This is a genomic window from Stenotrophomonas sp. KH_029 (assembly GCF_057839765.1).
Genome location: NZ_CM174498.1, coordinates 3678239 through 3696487 on the forward strand (window position 1 = coordinate 3678239; position 18249 = coordinate 3696487).

Annotated in this window: 17 protein-coding genes; 6 read left to right on the top strand and 11 right to left on the bottom strand. The window is 67.5% G+C overall.

Annotation, left to right across the window (positions count from 1 at the left end):
* Positions 1-110: 110 nt before the first annotated feature.
* The 3 genes from atpE to AC3ITM_RS16465 all read right to left on the bottom strand — a co-directional run bounded on the left by atpE (position 111) and on the right by AC3ITM_RS16465 (position 1670).
* Positions 111-413 (bottom strand): F0F1 ATP synthase subunit C, encoded by a 303-nt coding sequence (gene atpE, locus AC3ITM_RS16455; protein WP_228885296.1) that lies wholly within the window; start codon positions 411-413, stop codon positions 111-113.
* Between the two features lie 62 nt (positions 414-475).
* Positions 476-1270 (bottom strand): F0F1 ATP synthase subunit A, encoded by a 795-nt coding sequence (gene atpB / locus AC3ITM_RS16460; protein WP_228885295.1) that lies wholly within the window; start codon positions 1268-1270, stop codon positions 476-478.
* A gap of 31 nt (positions 1271-1301) precedes the next feature.
* On the bottom strand, positions 1302-1670 hold the full coding sequence (locus AC3ITM_RS16465; protein ID WP_228885294.1) for a hypothetical protein: 369 nt from the start codon (positions 1668-1670) through the stop codon (positions 1302-1304).
* Positions 1671-2203: 533 nt separating this feature from the next.
* On the opposite strand from AC3ITM_RS16465, the gene AC3ITM_RS16470 reads away from it, so the two are divergent.
* Positions 2204-3022 carry a hypothetical protein gene (locus AC3ITM_RS16470; protein ID WP_489266546.1) on the top strand — a complete coding sequence of 273 codons (819 nt, stop codon included), beginning with the start codon at positions 2204-2206 and terminating at the stop codon, positions 3020-3022.
* 735 nt (positions 3023-3757) lie between these two features.
* On the opposite strand, the gene lpdA is transcribed toward AC3ITM_RS16470, so the two are convergent.
* The 4 genes from lpdA to AC3ITM_RS16490 all read right to left on the bottom strand — a co-directional run bounded on the left by lpdA (position 3758) and on the right by AC3ITM_RS16490 (position 8403).
* A complete protein-coding gene (lpdA, locus tag AC3ITM_RS16475; protein ID WP_489266547.1) occupies positions 3758-5572 on the bottom strand; it encodes a dihydrolipoyl dehydrogenase in 1815 nt (604 codons plus the stop codon).
* Positions 5573-5589: 17 nt separating this feature from the next.
* The gene (locus AC3ITM_RS16480) at positions 5590-6246 is read right to left on the bottom strand and encodes a hypothetical protein (RefSeq protein WP_489270126.1); all 657 of its coding nucleotides are present in this window, start codon (positions 6244-6246) and stop codon (positions 5590-5592) included.
* Between the two features lie 35 nt (positions 6247-6281).
* Entirely contained in the window at positions 6282-7685 is a 1404-nt protein-coding gene (gene aceF / locus AC3ITM_RS16485) for a dihydrolipoyllysine-residue acetyltransferase (protein WP_489266549.1), read from the bottom strand.
* Between the two features lie 196 nt (positions 7686-7881).
* On the bottom strand, positions 7882-8403 hold the full coding sequence (locus tag AC3ITM_RS16490; protein ID WP_489266551.1) for a DNA-deoxyinosine glycosylase: 522 nt from the start codon (positions 8401-8403) through the stop codon (positions 7882-7884).
* A 189-nt stretch (positions 8404-8592) separates the two neighbouring features.
* Between AC3ITM_RS16490 and AC3ITM_RS16495 the strand changes: the two genes are divergently transcribed.
* The 3 genes from AC3ITM_RS16495 to glpK all read left to right on the top strand — a co-directional run bounded on the left by AC3ITM_RS16495 (position 8593) and on the right by glpK (position 12606).
* Positions 8593-9228 carry an OmpW/AlkL family protein gene (locus tag AC3ITM_RS16495; protein WP_489266553.1) on the top strand — a complete coding sequence of 212 codons (636 nt, stop codon included), beginning with the start codon at positions 8593-8595 and terminating at the stop codon, positions 9226-9228.
* A gap of 266 nt (positions 9229-9494) precedes the next feature.
* Positions 9495-10988 carry a glycerol-3-phosphate dehydrogenase gene (gene glpD, locus AC3ITM_RS16500; protein ID WP_489266554.1) on the top strand — a complete coding sequence of 498 codons (1494 nt, stop codon included), beginning with the start codon at positions 9495-9497 and terminating at the stop codon, positions 10986-10988.
* A gap of 118 nt (positions 10989-11106) precedes the next feature.
* A complete protein-coding gene (glpK, locus tag AC3ITM_RS16505; protein ID WP_489266556.1) occupies positions 11107-12606 on the top strand; it encodes a glycerol kinase GlpK in 1500 nt (499 codons plus the stop codon).
* A 170-nt stretch (positions 12607-12776) separates the two neighbouring features.
* Here glpK and AC3ITM_RS16510 read toward each other — a convergent pair whose 3' ends face one another.
* Positions 12777-13571: a MetQ/NlpA family ABC transporter substrate-binding protein gene (locus AC3ITM_RS16510; protein ID WP_228885286.1), complete on the bottom strand. Its 795-nt coding sequence runs from the start codon at positions 13569-13571 to the stop codon at positions 12777-12779.
* 194 nt (positions 13572-13765) lie between these two features.
* On the bottom strand, positions 13766-14731 hold the full coding sequence (locus tag AC3ITM_RS16515) for a helix-turn-helix transcriptional regulator (protein ID WP_228885285.1): 966 nt from the start codon (positions 14729-14731) through the stop codon (positions 13766-13768).
* Positions 14732-14823: 92 nt separating this feature from the next.
* Here AC3ITM_RS16515 and AC3ITM_RS16520 point away from each other — a divergent pair, with 92 nt between their 5' ends.
* Both AC3ITM_RS16520 and AC3ITM_RS16525 read left to right on the top strand, forming a co-directional pair.
* Positions 14824-15435 (top strand): hypothetical protein, encoded by a 612-nt coding sequence (locus AC3ITM_RS16520; RefSeq protein ID WP_489266558.1) that lies wholly within the window; start codon positions 14824-14826, stop codon positions 15433-15435.
* A 118-nt stretch (positions 15436-15553) separates the two neighbouring features.
* Positions 15554-16330, top strand: a complete 777-nt coding sequence (locus AC3ITM_RS16525; protein WP_489266560.1) for a DUF481 domain-containing protein — start codon at positions 15554-15556, stop codon at positions 16328-16330.
* Positions 16331-16515: 185 nt separating this feature from the next.
* Here AC3ITM_RS16525 and hemC read toward each other — a convergent pair whose 3' ends face one another.
* Both hemC and AC3ITM_RS16535 read right to left on the bottom strand, forming a co-directional pair.
* Positions 16516-17427 (bottom strand): hydroxymethylbilane synthase, encoded by a 912-nt coding sequence (gene hemC / locus AC3ITM_RS16530; RefSeq protein ID WP_489266561.1) that lies wholly within the window; start codon positions 17425-17427, stop codon positions 16516-16518.
* A gap of 91 nt (positions 17428-17518) precedes the next feature.
* Complete coding sequence (locus AC3ITM_RS16535) at positions 17519-18247, bottom strand: LytR/AlgR family response regulator transcription factor (RefSeq protein WP_489266563.1); 729 nt, start codon at positions 18245-18247, stop codon at positions 17519-17521.
* Positions 18248-18249 lie beyond the last annotated feature (2 nt).

The following is an 18249-nucleotide window of genomic DNA, read 5'->3' on the forward strand; positions in this document are numbered from 1 at the left end:
CGCTCAATCTGGGGTGGCGAGGCAGGGTGGAAGCGCAGCCTGGGCGGCGCTTCCGATCCTTCATCCACGATCAGGCGCCTGCGGCGCCCGATCGTTTCGCTACCGCTGGATCAGCCCGCAATCGCCGGCAGGCGGTTGACGAACTCGATGGACAGCGGGTTGGCGAAGGCCAGCAGCAGGCCAACGGCGACCGAGATGATGAACGCGGCGTCGATCAGGCCGGCGGTGATGAACATGCGGACCTGCAGGACCGGAATCAGTTCCGGCTGGCGGGCAGCCGATTCCAGGAACTTACCGGCCATGATGGCCAGACCGAGACCGGCACCCAGCGCGGCCAGGCCGATCATGATGCCGACGGCGAGGACGGTGGAGCTCTGGACTTGGGCGAGGTTGGTCAGGACGGCGAAGTACATGGTTATCTCCAGGAACTTAAGTTGCTAAGGGTAATGAAACGGATGAAGGGTGAAGCGAAAACTCAGTGACTGTCTTCCGACAGGCTCAGGTACACGATGGACAGCATCATGAAGATAAAAGCCTGCAGCGGAATCACCAGCAGGTGGAACAGCATCCAGCCCAGGCCGAATGCACCGCCGGCGATGGCACCGGCAATGCCGGCACCGCCCAGCACCCAGATCAGCAGGAAGACGATTTCGCCGCCGAACATGTTGCCGAACAGTCGCATCGCCAGCGAGATCGGCTTGCTGAGCCACTCGACGATGTTGAGGATCAGGTTGAACGGCATCATCCACTTGCCGAACGGCGCGGTCAGGAATTCCTTGGTGAAACCACCCAGGCCCTTGGAGCGCAGCGCGAAGAACAGCATCAGGAAGAACACGCTGATCGACATGCCCAGGGTGGCATTGACGTCGGCGGTGGGGACCGGCTTCCAGTACGGCACGCCCAGGGCTTCCAGCGGCAGGGCGATGAAGTCGGCCGGGATCATCTTGATGAGGTTCATCAGGAGGATCCAGAAGAAGATCGTGATCGCGATCGGGGTCACCAGCTTGCTGGTGCCGTGGTAGGTGTCCTTGGCCTGGCGGTCGACGAACTCCAGGCAGATCTCGACGAACGCCTGCCACTTGCCCGGCACGCCGGCGGTGGCCTTGCGGGTCGCCATCCAGAAGCCGAACACCATCAGCAACCCCATCAGGACCGAAGTCACCATGGTGTCGACGTGGATCGCCCAAAAACCACCTTCCTGCATATGGAACGTCAGGTTGTGCAGGTGATGTTGGATGTAGGAGGTGGGAGTTAGCGCCTCGCCTGCCATGTGTCCGGAACCTTGAGTTAAATAAATTGGATCAGCGCCTGGCCAGAGCCAGGACCTGGAACATCAATCCGACGGCGATACCGGCCAGCAGCGCCAATGCAGGCAGCTTGAAGACCAGGAACCCCACCATCAGGACGCCGAAAACGAGCACCCACTTTGCCACCACCGCCAGGATCAGGCGGGTCATTGCCGACCCTGCCGCCTGTACCCCGCCGCCCAGCGCCATGCGCGCGGCCACCCAGCCACCGGCGGATACCGCCACGCCCGAGGCCAGCGCCCCCAGGGCATACGTCGGCCCGGCCAGCAGCATCAGGGCCAGAGCCAGGACAGCCACTGCGGCGAGCGGATAAACCGCTGCGCGCAGCATCAGTCGCCGACCCGAATCAACGGAGTTCAGCACACGTATGTCCTGCATGGTCGTAAGTAGAAAAGGCCGAGGCCGCAAGCAAACGCCTCGTCGAGCCGCCAAAGTATAGCAACGGGACAATTTGCGAGACAACCGGTCCCTGTTCATCCCCGATGTGCACACGTTGCTGCATCGCCGCAGCGGGCGCGTTCCACCGGCGGGCCAATCCCGTCGTGGCGGGCGCCGCGCGTGCCGCAGTGCAACATAGTGAACTTTGGTCGCAGGCGGCGGTCCCATCCATCGGCCTGCCCTTCACTCCTCGTCGGCGCCCGGACGCAGGCCGGTACCGGGTGGCCCCGCGGTTCGGGGCCACCCGCTTTGCCGGGCAAGGTGGACCCCGGACCGGGCAGCAGTGCCGCCGCCGTCGCCAACAACGTGGTTGGCGCCTTCAACCGCCACGCCGACGGACAGCCGGTAGCCGTGGCCGCATGAACGGTACACAGTGCGTCCACCATACGTTCACGAATGGTGGACGTCGCATTGGGGCAGAGTGGGCGCACACCGAATCATTGCAAGGACACACCACGATGCGCCTGACGCTTTCCCTGCTCGCCCTGCCACTGGCCATGGCCGCCCTGACCCACGCCAGCACCGCCAGTGCCGCCGAGGGCGATGACCGCTTCACTCTGCGCCTGGGGGCGATGAACGTCGATTCGGACAACACCATCCGCGGCCAGACCAACGTCGGCGGCCAGGATATCGGCTTCTCCGAGGACTTCGGCCTGGGCGGCAAGGAATGGGAGCCGCGCGTGGACGGCATGTTCCGCATCAGCGACCGCCAGCGCCTGATCTTCGATTACTTCAAGTACGACAAGAAGCGCCGCGAGACGCTCGGCGAAGGGGTCAGCTTCGATGGCGTGACCGTGCCGGCCGGCAGCTTCGTCAAGGGCGAGCTGAAGTACCAGGTGGCCAGCCTGGTGTATGACTACTCGGTGGTGGATGGCGAGAAGTTCGACCTGGGCCTGCAGCTCGGTGCCGAGTACGCAAAGGTCAGCACCAACGCCTATGCCGATGTGGGCGACCTGTACCGGGGCGAGTTCCTCGACGAGAAGGCCGACGGCGTGGCGCCGGTGGTGGGCGCGCGGATGACCTTCAAGCCGGCCGATCGCTGGATGATCAACCTGCAGGGCCAGTACCTCAACACCAGCTGGGGCAACTTCGACGACTACAAGGGCGACCTGACCCGCGCCAATGCGATCGTGGAATACAGCCTGACCGACAAGTTCGGCATCTTCGCCGGCTACGACTATTTCAAGCTGGACGTGGACCAGAAGGGCCGCGACGGCACGATCGGCCTGAAGCAGGAATTCAGCGGCCCGGTGGCAGGCGTCAGCGTTTCGTTCTAAGCCTGCGCAACCTCTCTCCGAGCGCGGCAACAGGGTGACCTGTTGTCGCGTTTTTGTTGGGACCGGGGTTGTTGCGTTGTTGCGTTGTTGCAACGGCAACGGCGACTGCATGGCGCCTCATTTTCACCAGAGGGAGGGTACCGGATAGCCCGGTCCGGGACACGCCGTAAACCCCGCTCCGCGGTCCGGCCCAGCCGCTGGCGGCTGGGCGTTCGGACGCATGCGAGGCATGCCTCGCAAGCAATGCGTCCTTACCCATGGGGGCTTGGCGAAAACATCCATGTTTTCGACAGTCCCGGACCGGGCTATCCGGCACCCTCTGCAAACTTGGTTGCGCGGTGCGGAGAGAAGATCAAGATCAGCCGGCCACCGGCCGGCACCACCGGTTTTACCTGCCGCACACCGAGGTTTATCCAGAGGAGGGCGGGCAGCCCCATGCGGGACTGTCGAAAACATGGATGTTTTCGACAAGCCTACAAGGACGTATTCACGGCGTGTCCCGCATGGGGCTGCCCGCCCTCCTCCCACGCGGAGAGGTAAGACGCCGCTCTTCGCCATGAAACCATGATGGTTGCCGGCCAGCGGCCCGCTCTACCCGTTGCGAGTTTCATACCATTGCCGACCAACGCACGGAAATACCGGCGACCACAAAACCCCGGCTTTCGCCCCAAACGAAACGCCCCGGCAATTGCCGGGGCATTTCGTTGCATCGGTGTCACCGCCAACGGTGGCGACCTACCGCTTCTTGGGCATGTACAGATCGGTGATCGTGCCGTCGTAGATTTCCGCGGCCATCGCCACCGATTCGCTCAGGGTCGGGTGCGCGTGGATGGTGTGGCCGATGTCCTCGGCTTCAGCACCCATCTCGATCGCCAGGCCGATCTCGGCCAGCAGGTCGCCGGCGTGCACGCCCACGATCGCGCCACCGATGATGCGATGGGTGTCCTCGTCGAAGATCAGCTTGGTGAAGCCCTCGGTACGGCCGATGCCGATTGCACGGCCGCTGGCCGCCCACGGGAACTTGGCCACGCCAACCTTCAGGCCCTGCGCCTTGGCTTCGGTCTCGGTCACGCCCACCCAGGCGATTTCCGGGTTGGTGTAGGCCACCGACGGGATCACCCGCGCCACCCACTCCTTCTTCTCGCCCGAGGCCACTTCGGCGGCCAGCTTGCCTTCGTGGGTGGCCTTGTGGGCCAGCATCGGGTTACCGACGATGTCGCCGATGGCGAAGATGTGCGGCACGTTGGTGCGCATCTGCCGGTCCACCGGGATGAAGCCACGCTCGGTGACGCCCACGCCGGCCTTCTCGGCGCCGATCTTGTTGCCGTTCGGCGAACGGCCGACGGCGACCAGCACGCGGTCGAAGGTGCCCTGCTCCAGGCCCGGCTTCTCGCCTTCGGCGGCGGCCTGGAAGGTCACCGTGATGCCCTTCTTGTCCGCGCTCACGCCCGACGCCTTGGTCTTCAGATGGACCTCCACGCCCTGCTTCTTCAGGCGGTCGGCCAGCGGCTTGACCAGGTCCTTGTCGGCACCCGGCATCAGCTGGTCCATGAACTCGACCACGGTGACCTTGCTGCCCAGCGCCGCATACACCGTCGCCATTTCCAGACCGATGATGCCGCCACCGACCACCAGCAGCGAACCGGGAATATCGGCCAGTTCCAGCGCATCGGTGGAATCCATCACGCGCGGATCGTCCCACGGGAAGTTCGGCAGCTTCACCGCCTGCGAACCGGCGGCGATGATGCACTGCTCAAAGCGCAGCAGCTGGGTCTTGCCGTCGTCGCCGACGATCTCCAGCTCGTTGGCCGAGACGAACGTGGCCACGCCCTGCACCGTGCGCACCTTGCGCTGTTTGGCCATGCCGGCCAGGCCCTTGGTCAGCTGGGTGACCACCTTTTCCTTGTAGCCGCGCAGCTTGTCCAGGGTGATGGTCGGCTCGCCGAAGGTCACGCCGAAATCGCCGGCATGGGCCACTTCATCGATCACCGCGGCGGCATGCAGCAGCGCCTTGGACGGAATGCAGCCCACGTTGAGGCAGACCCCACCCAGGCTGGCGTAGCGCTCGACCAGCACGGTGTCCACGCCCAGGTCGGCCGAGCGGAACGCGGCGGTGTAACCGCCCGGGCCAGCGCCCAGCACCACCATCTTGCATTCGATGTCGGCCGGCTTGCCCGACGACAGCGCCGCCTGCGGCGCGGTCGGTTCGGCCGGGGCGCGGTGCGAGGGGGTCACCGGCGGCTTGCTGCCCGGCGCGGCCTCGGCCTTCGGCGCTTCGGCCTTGGCCGGCGCGGCAGGCGCGGCGGCCTCGCCTTCGGCTTCCAGCACCAGCACCACGTCGCCCTCGGACAGGTTGTCGCCGAGCTTGACCTTGATTTCCTTGACCACGCCGGCGGCCGACGACGGCACTTCCAGCGTGGCCTTGTCCGACTCCAGCGTGACCAGACCCTGGTCCTTCTTCACCGTGTCGCCCACGGCAACCAGCAGTTCGATCACCGGCACACCGCTGTAATCGCCGATGTCGGGAACCTTGATTTCAATTGCGGCCATTGTTGTTCTCCTGGTGCTCAGCCGGCCTTGCCGGCAAGCAGTTGCTGCAGTTCGTCGAGCGACTCGTCCAGATCCTGCCAGCGACGGTCGAGCTTCTTTTCCTTGGTGTCGCTGGCATCGATCAGCAGCGCCACCTGTTTCATCATCAGCCTGCCGGCACCGCATTCGGGGCGGGTGCCGCTGTAACGCTGGCCATCGACCAGGAACGACAACACCTCGCCATCAAGCACCGGCGCCTTGCGGTCGGCCGGCACCTGCGCCTGCAGCGCGGCCTGCCAGCTGCGCAGCAGACGCTGCGCCAATGCCGCCGGGATGCTGACCTGGTACTGGTCCGGCTGCTGGTCCACGCGCAGTTCCACGCCGCTCTGGCGGGCGCCGTTGTTCCAGTTGTAGACCCGCTTGTCGGCGCGGCTGTAACGCAGCGTCCATTCCTGTTCCTGGGTGCCGGGCAGCAGCGCCACCCCGGTTTCCACGCCACTGGTGGGCAGGGTCACCAGCGACAGCGCCGGCTGTGCCTTGCCTTCGAACAGGGTTTCCACGGCCTGGCCATAGTTGCCCACCGCCGGCGGCCAACCACGCCCCAGACCGGACGCGCATTCGGCCGCGCCCGCCTGCGACACCGGCAGCAACGCCAGCAACAAAACCGCGCAGAGCCGGGCGCTGCCCGGCCGCACAAGGGCGCTGCCCGGCTGCAATGCCAGGCCTTGCCTCACAGCAGCACGCGCCGCATGTCGGCCAGCACCTGCGACAGGTAGGTGGTGAAGCGGGCGGCCAGCGCACCGTCGATGACCCGGTGGTCGTAGCTCAGCGACAGCGGCAGCATCAGCTTCGGGGCGAATTCCTTGCCGTTCCAGACCGGCTGGATCGACGACTTGGACACGCCCAGGATGGCCACTTCGGGTGCATTGACGATCGGGGTGAACGCGGTGCCGCCGATCCCGCCCAGCGAGCTGATCGAGAAGCAGCCACCGCTCATGTCGGCCGGGCCCAGCTTGCCGTCGCGCGCCTTCTTGGCCAGTTCGCCCGATTCCTGCGCGATCTGCACCACGCCCTTCTTGTCGACGTCGCGGATCACCGGCACGACCAGGCCGCTCGGGGTATCGGCGGCAAAGCCGATGTTGAAGTACTTCTTCAGGGTCAGGTTCTCGCCGCTGGCATCCAGCGAGGCGTTGAACTCGGGGAACTTCTTCAGCGCCGCGGCGCTGGCCTTGACCAGGAAGGCGAGCATGGTCAGCTTGATGCCAGCCTTCTCGTTCTCCTTGTTGAGCGCCACGCGCAGGGCTTCCAGCTCGGTGATGTCGGCCTGCTCGAACTGGGTGACATGCGGAATCATCGCCCAGTTGCGGGCCAGGTTCGCGCCGGAGATCTTCTTGATCCGCGACAGCGGCTGCACCTCGACCTCACCGAACTTGCTGAAGTCCACCTTCGGCCAGGCCAGCAGGTTCAGGCCGCCGCCCGCTGCGACGGTGCCGCCGCCGGCAGCGCCGCCGCCGGTCAGCGCGGACTTGACGAACTTCTGCACGTCGCCCTTGGTGATGCGGCCGCCCTTCTCGGTCCCGCTGAGCTGGTTCAGGTCAACGCCCAGCTCGCGCGCGAACACGCGCACCGCCGGCGAGGCGTACGGCACCTTCTGCGGCAGCACGCTGTCGGCGTTGAACTGCACCGGCGGGCTGCTCGGCGCACCGGCCGACGGCGCTGCAGCGGCCGGGGCCGGCTGGGACGGCTTGGCCGCGGCCTGCTCGATCTCGCGCTCGGCCAGCTTGTCCGGCTGGGCGGCGGTGGCGACCGGCTCGACCTTGGCACCGGTTTCGGCGGTTTCGACCTTGGCGGCCGGGGCCGGGGCAGCGGCGGCGGCCGGCTTGGCCTCGCCTTCGGCCACTTCGATCAGCGCCACCACCTTGCCCTCGGACAGGTTGTCGCCGATCTTGACCTTGATCTCCTTGACCACGCCGGCCACCGAGGACGGCACTTCCATCGTGGCCTTGTCCGATTCCAGCGTGACCAGGCCCTGGTCCTTCTTGACGGTGTCACCAACGGCGACCAGCACCTCGATTACCGGGATATCGCTGTAGTCACCGATATCGGGGACAAGTGCTTCCTTGATTTCGGCCATGGGGATAACTCCGGCAATCTGGTGTAGGGAATCGCCTATTGTGGGGGCAGCGGGCGTCAGCGCCAACCGGCTGGGCGAAATTCGCACCCGCTGTCCCGGGACAGGCTGTTGCACGTCCGGCCTTGGCGGGTTCGTGCTTGCGTCAGTACCAAGCCGAATTTTCCAGTCGGTACCGTATTGTCCGCGCCTCGACGGCTCAGTCCTGCAGCGCCGCGGCCACCGGCTGCCAGGCCAGCTGCAGCCGCGGCAGCGGCCAGGCCGCATTGGCCGGGCTGGTCGAGGGCAGCGACCACACCGGCAGCGCCCGGCCCCTCGCGTCCAGCGCCGGGGCCACCCATCGCACGAAGGCGCGGTGCGCGGTCGCGCCATTGCAGGCCACCGCACGCAGCCGCGGCAACCGCGCGATCAGTGCCGGCAACGCATTGGGCACTTCACTGCCACGCACGATCGCCGCATCCAGGCTGCCACGCCGCTGGCAACGCCCGATCACATCCCAAAGACCCACGCCGGCGGCATTGAGTGCCGACAACCGCGCCGCGTACGGCTCGGTCGCATCGATGCCGCACAACGCCGCCATCAACGGCCAGAAACGATTGCGTGGATGCGCGTAGTACTGCGCGGCCTGCAGCGAGGCCACGCCCGGCATCGAACCCAATACCAGCACCCGGCATTGCGTATCCACCTGCGCGGGAAACCCGCTGCACTGCATCTGTTCCATCACATCTCCCACAAGTCCATGAACGTCCCCGCCACCTTGAGCACGTGCAACCGCAACGGTTTTACGCTGGTCGCTGAACGGAACAAACTAAATTTTAACGCGCGTCGGATGCGATTCATGTTTCGGGGACTACGTTTGCCTCGCCCCGACGCAAGGGGCACAGAACAAAAATACTGAGGAGATCCCCCCATGCGTTCCATCCATACCCTGACCCTGGCCACCCTGACCGCGCTGGCCTTTGCCCCGGCCGCCTTCGCGCAGGACACCTCCAGCGCCGATACCGCCTCGGGCAAGCATTTTGCCGTGGTCGGTGGCGTCTCGCTGCTGCAGCCGAAGAACGACCCGGTGGACGGCATCGGCAAGGTCGACGGCGGCCCGGCGCCGACCGTGAGCTTCAGCTACTACATCAACGACAACTGGGCCGTGGAACTGTGGGGTGCCGCCGACAAGTTCGACCACCGCGTGCGTGGCACCGACGGCAACCGCCTGGGCAGCGTCGAGCAGCAGCCGATCGCGCTGAGCGGCCAGTACCACTTCGGCCAGGCCGACAACGTATTCCGCCCGTTCGTCGGCGTGGGTTACTACGAGTCCAACTTCAGCAACGAGAAGCTGGACAGCGGCATCGGCCATGTCGGCCTGGAAACCGCCAAGGGCGCCATCGGCACCGTCGGCGTGGATATGAACATCAACAGCACCTGGTTCGCCCGTGCCGATGCCCGCTACATGCATTCGCGCCCGGAACTGACCGTCAACGGCGACAAGACCGGCGACAAGGCCAAGCTGGATCCGTGGACCGTCGGCTTCGGCATCGGCGCGCGCTTCTAAGCACCGGCCACACGCTGTCATGCATCACCCAACGGGCCCCTTGCGGGCCCGTTGGCGTTGTGGGCCGCCGCAGCACGGGGAGACGATGACGCATCCGGCGCGTGCGGCACCGACGGCGCCCGTCCATCCCCTTGCGAAACCAGCACTTCGTCCCGTTTCGGCATCGTGCAACGCGGCATTGCCCGGCCCGTACATACCACCGACACCGTCGCTGGACTAGGCTCAGCCACAAGGCCAGCCAATCGGCAGGCACGGGATGTGCGGACATGCTCGATCTCCTGGTCGTGGGCGGCGGCATCAATGGCGCGGGCATCGCCCGCGATGCGGCCGGGCGCGGGTTGCAGGTGGCCCTGTGCGAACAGCACGACCTGGCCGCGCATACCTCCAGCGCCAGCAGCAAGCTGGTGCATGGCGGGCTGCGCTACCTGGAACAGCGCCAGTTCGGGCTGGTGCACCGCTCGCTGGCCGAACGCGCGACGCTGCTGCGCATCGCCCCGCACCTGGTCACCCCGCTGGGCTTCGTGCTGCCGCACAGCCCGCAGCTGCGCCCGGCCTGGATGATCCGGCTGGGCCTGTGGCTGTACGACCTGCTCGGCCGCGGGACGCTGCCGCGCTCGCGGGCGCTGCGCCTGCACGGCCACCCGTTCGGCATGCCGCTGCGCGACAGTGGCGGCCTGGGGTTCACCTATACCGATGCGCGCGTGCCCGATGCCCGGCTGGTAGTGCTCAATGCACTGGATGCCGCCGAACGCGGCGCGCGGATCTGGCCACGCACCACCTGCACCCGTGCCTGGCGCGACGCACAGGGCTGGAGCGCCGAACTGTGCGATGCGCAGGGGCGCCAGCGCGTGGTCCATGCACGCAGCCTGGTCAACGCCACCGGGCCCTGGGCCGCGGCGTTCTGCAACGGTATCAGCCACAGCCGCGCCGTACCGCTGCGGCTGGTGCAGGGCAGCCATATCGTGCTGCCGGCGCTGTACGGCCACGACCATGCCTACCTGCTGCAGCAGCCGGACCGGCGCATCGTGTTCGCCATCCCGTTCGAACGCCAGTTCACCCTGGTCGGTACCACCGACGTCGACTTCCACGGCGATCCGGCCGAGGCCGGCATCGACGCGGCGCAGGTGGACTACCTGTGCGCGGCGGTGAACCGCAGCTTCGGTAGGCACATCGAGCGCAGCGACGTACTGTGGAGTTTCAGCGGAGTGCGGCCGCTGCTGGACGATGCGCAGGCCAACCCCAGCGTGGTCAGCCGCGACTACCTGCTGGACCTGGACAGCGACGGCGCGCCGCTGCTGAATGTATTCGGCGGCAAATTGACCACCTACCGGCGCCTGGCCGAACAGGCGGTGGACCTGCTGCTGCACGGCCGCGCCGCCTGCCCACCGGCCTGGACCGGCACCGGCGCGGTACTGCCCGGCGGCAGCCGCGGCACCCCGGCGCAGGTACAGGCCTGGCTGTGCGAACGCTGGCCGTGGCTGCCGCCGGCACTGGCCGCACGCTGGGCCGGCAGCTACGGCTGCCGCGCCGAACGGATCATTGGCGACGCCGATGCGCTGCCGGCCCTGGGCGAGCACTTCGGCGCGGACCTGTACCAGGCCGAGGTCGACTACCTGTGCACCTGCGAATGGGTACAGCACGCCGACGACCTGCTGTGGCGGCGTACCAAGCTGGGCCTGGTGCTGGATGCGGACCAGCAACAGCATCTGGCCCGCTGGCTGGAGGCACGCGCCAGCACCCTGCCCAACACCGCCCCCTGACCATCGTTCCTGCCGGCACGCCAGCGCGCGTTGCGGCAGACTGCCGGCAGCGGCCCGCGCTGATCCCGTACTGCACTTCCCGGCGTGCCGCGGCGCGCCCACACCAGGAACCACGGCCATGGAACACCGCTACATCCTCGCCATCGACCAGGGCACCACCAGTTCGCGCGCGATCCTGTTCGACCGCGCCGGCCGCGTGGCCGGCAGCGCCCAGCGCGAGTTCGGCCAGATCTTCCCGCAGCCGGGCTGGGTCGAGCACGATCCGCGCGAAATCCTCACCAGCGTCTATACCACCATCACCGAACTGCTCAACCGCGAGCAGGTTCACCCGCGCAGCATCGCCGGGATCGGCATCACCAACCAGCGCGAAACCACCGTGGTGTGGGACAAGGCCACCGGCCAGCCGATCCACAACGCGATCGTCTGGCAGTCGCGGCAAAGCCATGCGATCTGCGAACAGCTCAAGGCCCAGGGCCACGAGCCGCTGATCCGGCGCCGCACCGGGTTGCTGATCGACGCGTATTTTTCGGCCACCAAGATCCGTTGGATCCTGGACCACGTGGACGGCGCGCAGGCGCGCGCCGAGCGCGGCGAACTGCTGTTCGGCACCATCGACAGCTGGCTGGTATGGAACCTCAGCGGCGGCCAGGCGCATGTCACCGACCTCAGCAATGCCGCGCGTACCTTGTTGTTCGACATCCATACCCTGCAGTGGGACGACGAACTGCTGGCGCTGTTCAACATCCCGCGCGCGATGCTGCCGCAGGTGCGCAGCTCCAGCGAGGTCTACGCCAGCACCCGCGCGCAGTTCTTCTTCGACCAGCAGATCCCGATCGCCGGCATCGCCGGCGACCAGCAGGCCGCCCTGTTCGGCCAGGCCTGCTTCGCCCCGGGCATGGCCAAGAACACCTATGGCACCGGCTGTTTCATGCTGATGAACACCGGCGGCAAGGCGGTGCAGTCGCGCAACGGGCTGTTGACCACCATCGCCTGGGGCATCGACGGCCAGGTCGAGTACGCGCTGGAAGGCTCGATCTTCGTGGCCGGCTCGGTGGTGCAGTGGCTGCGCGACGGGCTGCGCATGTTCGGCAAGTCCAGCGACAGCCAGGCCTATGCCGAGCGCGCGCACGACACCGACGGCGTGTACCTGGTGCCGGCCTTCGTCGGCCTGGGCGCGCCCTACTGGCGCAGCGACGTGCGCGGGGCGATGTTCGGCCTGACCCGCGGCACCAGCAAGGAACACTTCATCCGCGCCGCGCTGGAATCGATGGCCTACCAGACCCGCGACGTGCTGGCGGCGATGCAGGCCGATGCCGGGATCGAGCTGAAGGAGCTGCGCGCCGACGGCGGGGCGATCGCCAACGACTTCATGGCCCAGTTCCAGAGCGACATCCTCGGCGTGCCGGTGCTGCGCCCGCAGGTGGCCGAAACCACCGCGCTGGGCGCGGCCTATCTGGCCGGGCTGGCCACCGGGTTCTGGCACAGCCGTGCCGAGATCGCCGAGCAGTGGGCGATCGATCGCCGCTTCGTCCCGCAGATGGCCGTGGACCGCCGCGAGGCGCTGTACGCCGGCTGGCAGCAGGCGGTGCAGGCGACGATGGGGTTCCGCGTGGGGTGACCCCCTGTGCCTGCCCGCGTAACGCCGCGGTCAGGCCCCCACGACGTTGAACGCCGACCGGAGCCGCCGGCCGGCCAGCCTTCACGACGATCGGACCGAAGAGCCTCCACGCATGGCGTGGATCTACGTCGGTTCCGATGGTCGCCAGCGGGATTGGATCGTTGTTCCGATCAGAACGCCGGCAATACCGCGCCCTTGTATTTCTCGGCGATGAAGGCCTTTACCTCGGGGCTGGTCAACGCCTTGGCCAGCTTCTGCACGCGCGCATCGTCGCGGTTGTCCGGGCGGGCAACCAGGAAGTTCACGTACGGCGAATCCTTGCTCTCGATCGCCAGCGCGTCCTGGGTCGGGTTGAGCCCGGCATCGAGCGCGTAGTTGGTGTTGATCAGGGCCAGGTCGACCTGGTCGAGCACGCGCGGCAGCATCGCCGAATCCAGCTCGCGGAACTTCAGCTGCTTCGGGTTGGCGGTGATGTCGCGCTGGGTGGCCAACGCATTGGTCGGGTCCTTGAGCGTGATCAGCCCGGCCTTGTGCAGCAGGATCAGCGCGCGGCTGTTGTTGCTCGGGTCGTTGGGGATCACCACGTCGGCACCCGCCGGCACCGCGTCCAGCGACTTGAAGCGACGCGAATAGGCGCCGAACGGCTCGATATGCACGCCGATCACCTTGACCAGGTCGGTCTTGCGGTCGCGGTTGTAGGCGTCCAGGTAGGGCTCGGTCTGGAAGTAGTTGACGTCCACCTGCTTCTGCACCAGCTGGTCGTTGGGCTGCACGTAGTCGTTGAACACGCGCACCTCCAGCTCCAGGCCTTCCTTCTGCAGCAGCGGCTTGACCACGGCCAGGATCTCGGCATGCGGCACGGCGGTGGCGGCCACCACCAGCTTCTGCGAATCGGCGTTGGGCTTGCCGCAGGCGGCCAGGGCCAGCACGGTGGCGAACAGCGGGAGCAGCAGGGACTTCTTCATGGGGGCGGTATCCGGGGGGCAGCGATAGCGCCCAACCATACCGCACACCCCCGCCCTTGCGGTATCGGGGGATATGACTGGATTTCATCAGGGGGTGCCGCATGGAGCAACAGCCTGGTGGGTCGGGATGGCAACGCATCGCGATGCGTTCGTCACTGCACCACGTCAGGATCGCTTGGCGCGGCGCGGCGCGGTTATTCGTAGTTGCTCAACGCCAGCGCCAGCAGCGCCTTGGCCTGTTCGCGCAGCATCACCGGCTCGATGATTTCCGCATCCGAACCGTAATGCAGCACGTCCATCAGCAGTTCGCGCGACACGCTGTAGGGCACTTTCAGCTCGTAGCGGCCATCGGGCAGGAAGCGGCCCTGCTGCTTGGAGTGCCAGTGCTCGTCGGCCACCCAGCGCGCCGCCTTGGCACTGAACACGATGGTGGCCCAGCCCTTGGGGGCGCCGGAGAAGATGCCGTAGCTGGCGCCCAGCTGCTCGTCCAGGATGCTGTCGTCCACATCGCGCGCTGCCGTGTCGACCACCCGCGCCTTGTAGATGCGGTCCACCGCGAAGCTGCGCAGGCCCTCGCGGCCGTGGTCCCAGGCGTCCAGGTACCAGTTGTCGCGGTAATGGGTCATGCGCTGCGGCGACACCGTGCGCTTGGTCGCCTCATCGGTGGAGCGGGCGCGGTACTCAAAGCCCAGCTGCTTGCGCTCCAGCACCGCCGAGGCCACCGCGCGGAAGCTGGCTTCGTCGAACTTGCGGCCGCGGTGCGGGATCACCCGGACCCGGTCGACCGGCCAGGTCGAGACCCCGGCCTGGGCCGCCAGCAGTCCTTCGATGCGCTGCTGCAGCGGCGCCAGCACCGAAGACAGCACGCCGCCGCCGGTACGCGACAGCAGATGCTGGGAGGCCAGCAGCGCATGCAGTTCCTCCGAACTCAGCCACAGCCCGGGCAGCTCGAAGCGCGCGCTCTCGTCGTCCTGGTAACGGAACCCGGCCTCGCCATCGCCCTCCACCGGCGCCATCAGGGCGTCGCGCAGGAAGGCCAGGTCGCGGTAGACGGTGGCGCGGGAACACTCCAGTTTTTCCTGCAGGGTCGCCACCGTCACCGGGTAACGGGCGGACTTCAGCAGACGATGCAGGGCGTTGATGCGTTCATATCGGTCCATGACCCGATTATGTCCGAGTCGCCGCCGTTGTGGCTGCCCCGGGCGCATCTTCGGCTATGGTGAGGCCCCGAACCCACCGGTTGCCGCCCGTCATGCGCCTGTTGCCCGCCGCCGCCCTGCTGTCCCTGCTGCTGTCGGCCTGCGACGGCGCCACCGGGCCGGCCCCGGGCACCGCGCCGTCGGGCAGCGTACCGGCCGCGCCGGACCCGGTGCAGGCGGTGCTGGGCGCCAGCCGGCGGTTCGGCCAGCTGCGCAGCTTCCACGCCACCCTGCGCATGCAGGGCCCGCGCCGGGTGGAGGCGCAGATGGACTTCGTGGCGCCGGACCGCTACCGGCTGACCACGCCCGAGGGCGTGCAGACCATCATCGGCGACACCTTCTTCCTGCAGCACGAGGGGCAGGTGCGCCAGGTCCCGGTGCCGCCAGGCCTGCTGGCGCAATGGCGCAACCCGCTGCCGCCGGACCTGGCGCCGGCCCAGCTGCGGGTGGAAGACCTGGGCGCCGATCGCGTCGGCAGCCAGGCCACGCGGAAATACCGCGTGCACCATGCCACCGCCGCCCCGGACGGGCTGCTGTACTGGGTCAACGCACAGGGCCTGCCGGTGCAGATCCAGCGCCAGGGACAGACCCGGGGCCAGGCCCTGCAGATCACCGTCGGCTACACGCGGCTGGACGATCCGGCGCTGCAGGTGGCACTTCCCTGAACAGGCAGCCAGGCCGAACCCCTGCTAAAGCCCGGGGCGAGCGCGGGTAAATGCGCGTGAACGCATCAAGTATCATCACGCGTTGCCCGCCCCCACCGCCCGATCCGGAGAACCGTTGATGTCCCTGCGCGTCTCGTTGCTTGCTTCCCTGCTGCTGTGCGCCCCTGCGGCGTTTGCGCAGGACACCACCGACCCGGCCGCGATGACCTCGCCGTGGAGCGGCAGCGGCGGTGAACTCGGTTTCGCCTCCTCGCGCGGCAACAGCAACACCGAAAGCGCCAACGGCCGGCTGCGCCTGCGCTATACCGACGACGACTGGGTGCACAGCATGGACCTGTTCGGTCTGCGCTCGCGTTCGGAGCACACCGAAACCAGCGACGACGGCACCGTCACCAAGCGCACCGATACCACCGCCAACCGCTACACCGGCAGCGCCGGCAGCGCGCTGCAGCTGGGCGAGCACCGCCAGCTGACCGCCACGGTGCGTTACGAACGCGACGATTTCGCCACCTACGACCGCCAGAGTTCGTTCGGCCTGGGTTACGGCACGCGCCTGGTGGAAGGCGACCGCTTCTACATGGACGCGCAGATCGGCCCGGGTGTGCGCCGCACCCACAACACCGAGGACGATGCCACCCGCACCGGCCTGATCGGCCGCGGCCTGTTCGACGTCAAGTATTCGCTGACCCCCAACACCGACCTGGTCAACACCCTGCTGGTGGAATCGGGCTCGTACAACACCTTCGGCCAGAACGATTTCGGCGTGTCGGTGAGCATGAACGAGCACCTGGCGCTGAAAGCCGGCTGGCAGGCGCGTTACAACAGCGATGTGGCCCAGGACAAGCGCAAGACCGACACGCTGACCACGATGAACGTGGTCTACAAGTTCAAATAAGGGTTAACGCCAACGCATTCGCGCTGACGCCCCACGGTTCGCTGCGCAAACCGTGGGCCCCTTCTCACCACCACCACCCAGACCGCCGCTTCTACACCAGCGGTGCGTACCAACCAACGGTCGGTACCTACCGTCCCCCACGGTCGGTACCCCACCGGTAGGTGCCGACCGTTGGTCGGCACACCTTAAACGGCGAGCAGTTCGCCGGCCCCGCCGTCCAGCAAGGCCTGCGCCACGCGCTGGCCCAGCGCATCCGGGTCGCCGCCCGGGCCGCGTGCCTGGGCGCGCACGATGCGCCCATCGGCCACGCCGCCGACCAGCCCCTGCAGTAACAGGTCCTCGCCCTCCCACTGCGCGAAACCGGCCACCGGCACGTGGCAGCTGCCGTGCAGCGCGCGGTTCATCGCCCGCTCGGCTTCCACGCAGGCGCGCGTACGCGCATCGTCCAGCGCGGCGAACAAGGCCATCACCTGCGCATCGGCGCCATTGCATTCCACCGCCACCGCGCCCTGCGCCGGTGCCGGCAACCAGGCCGGCGCAGCCAGCCTGGCCACGATCCGCGCGCCCAGGCCCAAGCGTTCCAGCCCAGCCACGGCCAGCACGATGGCGTCGTAGCCGCCGTTGTCGAGCTTGGCCAGGCGCGTATTGACGTTGCCGCGCAGGTCCAGCAACGCCAGGTCCGGGCGCAGCGCGCGCAGCTGCGCCTGCCGGCGCAGCGAGGAGGTTCCCACCCGTGCACCGATCGGCAATGCCTCCAGCGAGGCATACAGATTGGAAATGAAGCCATCGGCCGGGTCGTGCCGGGGCAGCATCGCCGGCAGCACGAACGGGGCGTCCAGCTCCATCGGTACGTCCTTGAGCGAGTGCACCGCGCAGTCCGCCTCGCCGCGCAGCATGGCCAGCTCCAGTTCCTTCAGGAACAGGCCCTTGCCGCCGATCGCGGCCAGCGACCGGTCCAGCACCTCATCGCCGCGGGTGCTCATCGGCACCAGCACCACTTCCAGCCCCGGATGCGCCTGGCGCAGGCGGTCGGCGACGTGTTCGCTCTGCCACAGGGCAAGCGGGCTCTTTCGGGTGGCGATGCGCAGGGTCTTCATGGGCCCATTATCGGCCCATCATGGTGTATCGACCAATGTCGGCCCGTCATGGCGGCGCATCGAGTGGCGCGTATCGACCAACGGTCGATACCTACAGGTGCTTGAGGTCCTGCTTGATGCTGGCCACGCAGCGCCGGCTTACTTCCAGCGGCTGCTTGCCATGGCGCAGCACGGCCTGGACCTGGCCGGCGCTGTTGCGGCGCAGCTCCACCAGTTCGTGGCGGGCCACCAGGCAATTGCGGTGGATGCGCACGAAGCGGCCGATGAACTCCTCCTCCAGCGACTTCAGCGATTCCTCGATCAGGTCTTCGCCGCGCGCGTGGTGGACCACCACGTATTTCTCTTCGGCCTGCAGGTAGTGGATGTCCTCGATCGGGATCAGCCGCAGGCTGCCGCGCAGGCGCGCGCACAACAAGGTGCGCGCCTGCTGGCTGGGCGCGCCCTGCTGCCCGCTGCGCCCGGCCAGGAAGGTGCGCGCGCGTTCCAGCGCGGCGGCCAGGCGCTCGGGGCGCACCGGCTTCATCAGGTAGTCGATCGCGGCCGCTTCAAAGGCCGACAGCGCATGCGCGTCGTAGGCGGTGCAGAACACCACCGCCGGGCGCGGGTCGAAGGTGGCCAGGTGGCGCGCCGCTTCCAGCCCGTCCAGGCCGGGCATGGCGATGTCCAGCAGTACCAGGTCCGGCTGCAGTTCGGCGCAGGCATGCAGGGCCTGTTCGCCGTTCTCGGCTTCGGCCACCACCTCGACCCCGTCCTGTTCGGCCAACAGGCTGCGCAGGCGCTCGCGCGCCAGCGGCTCGTCGTCGGCGATCACTACCTTCAAGG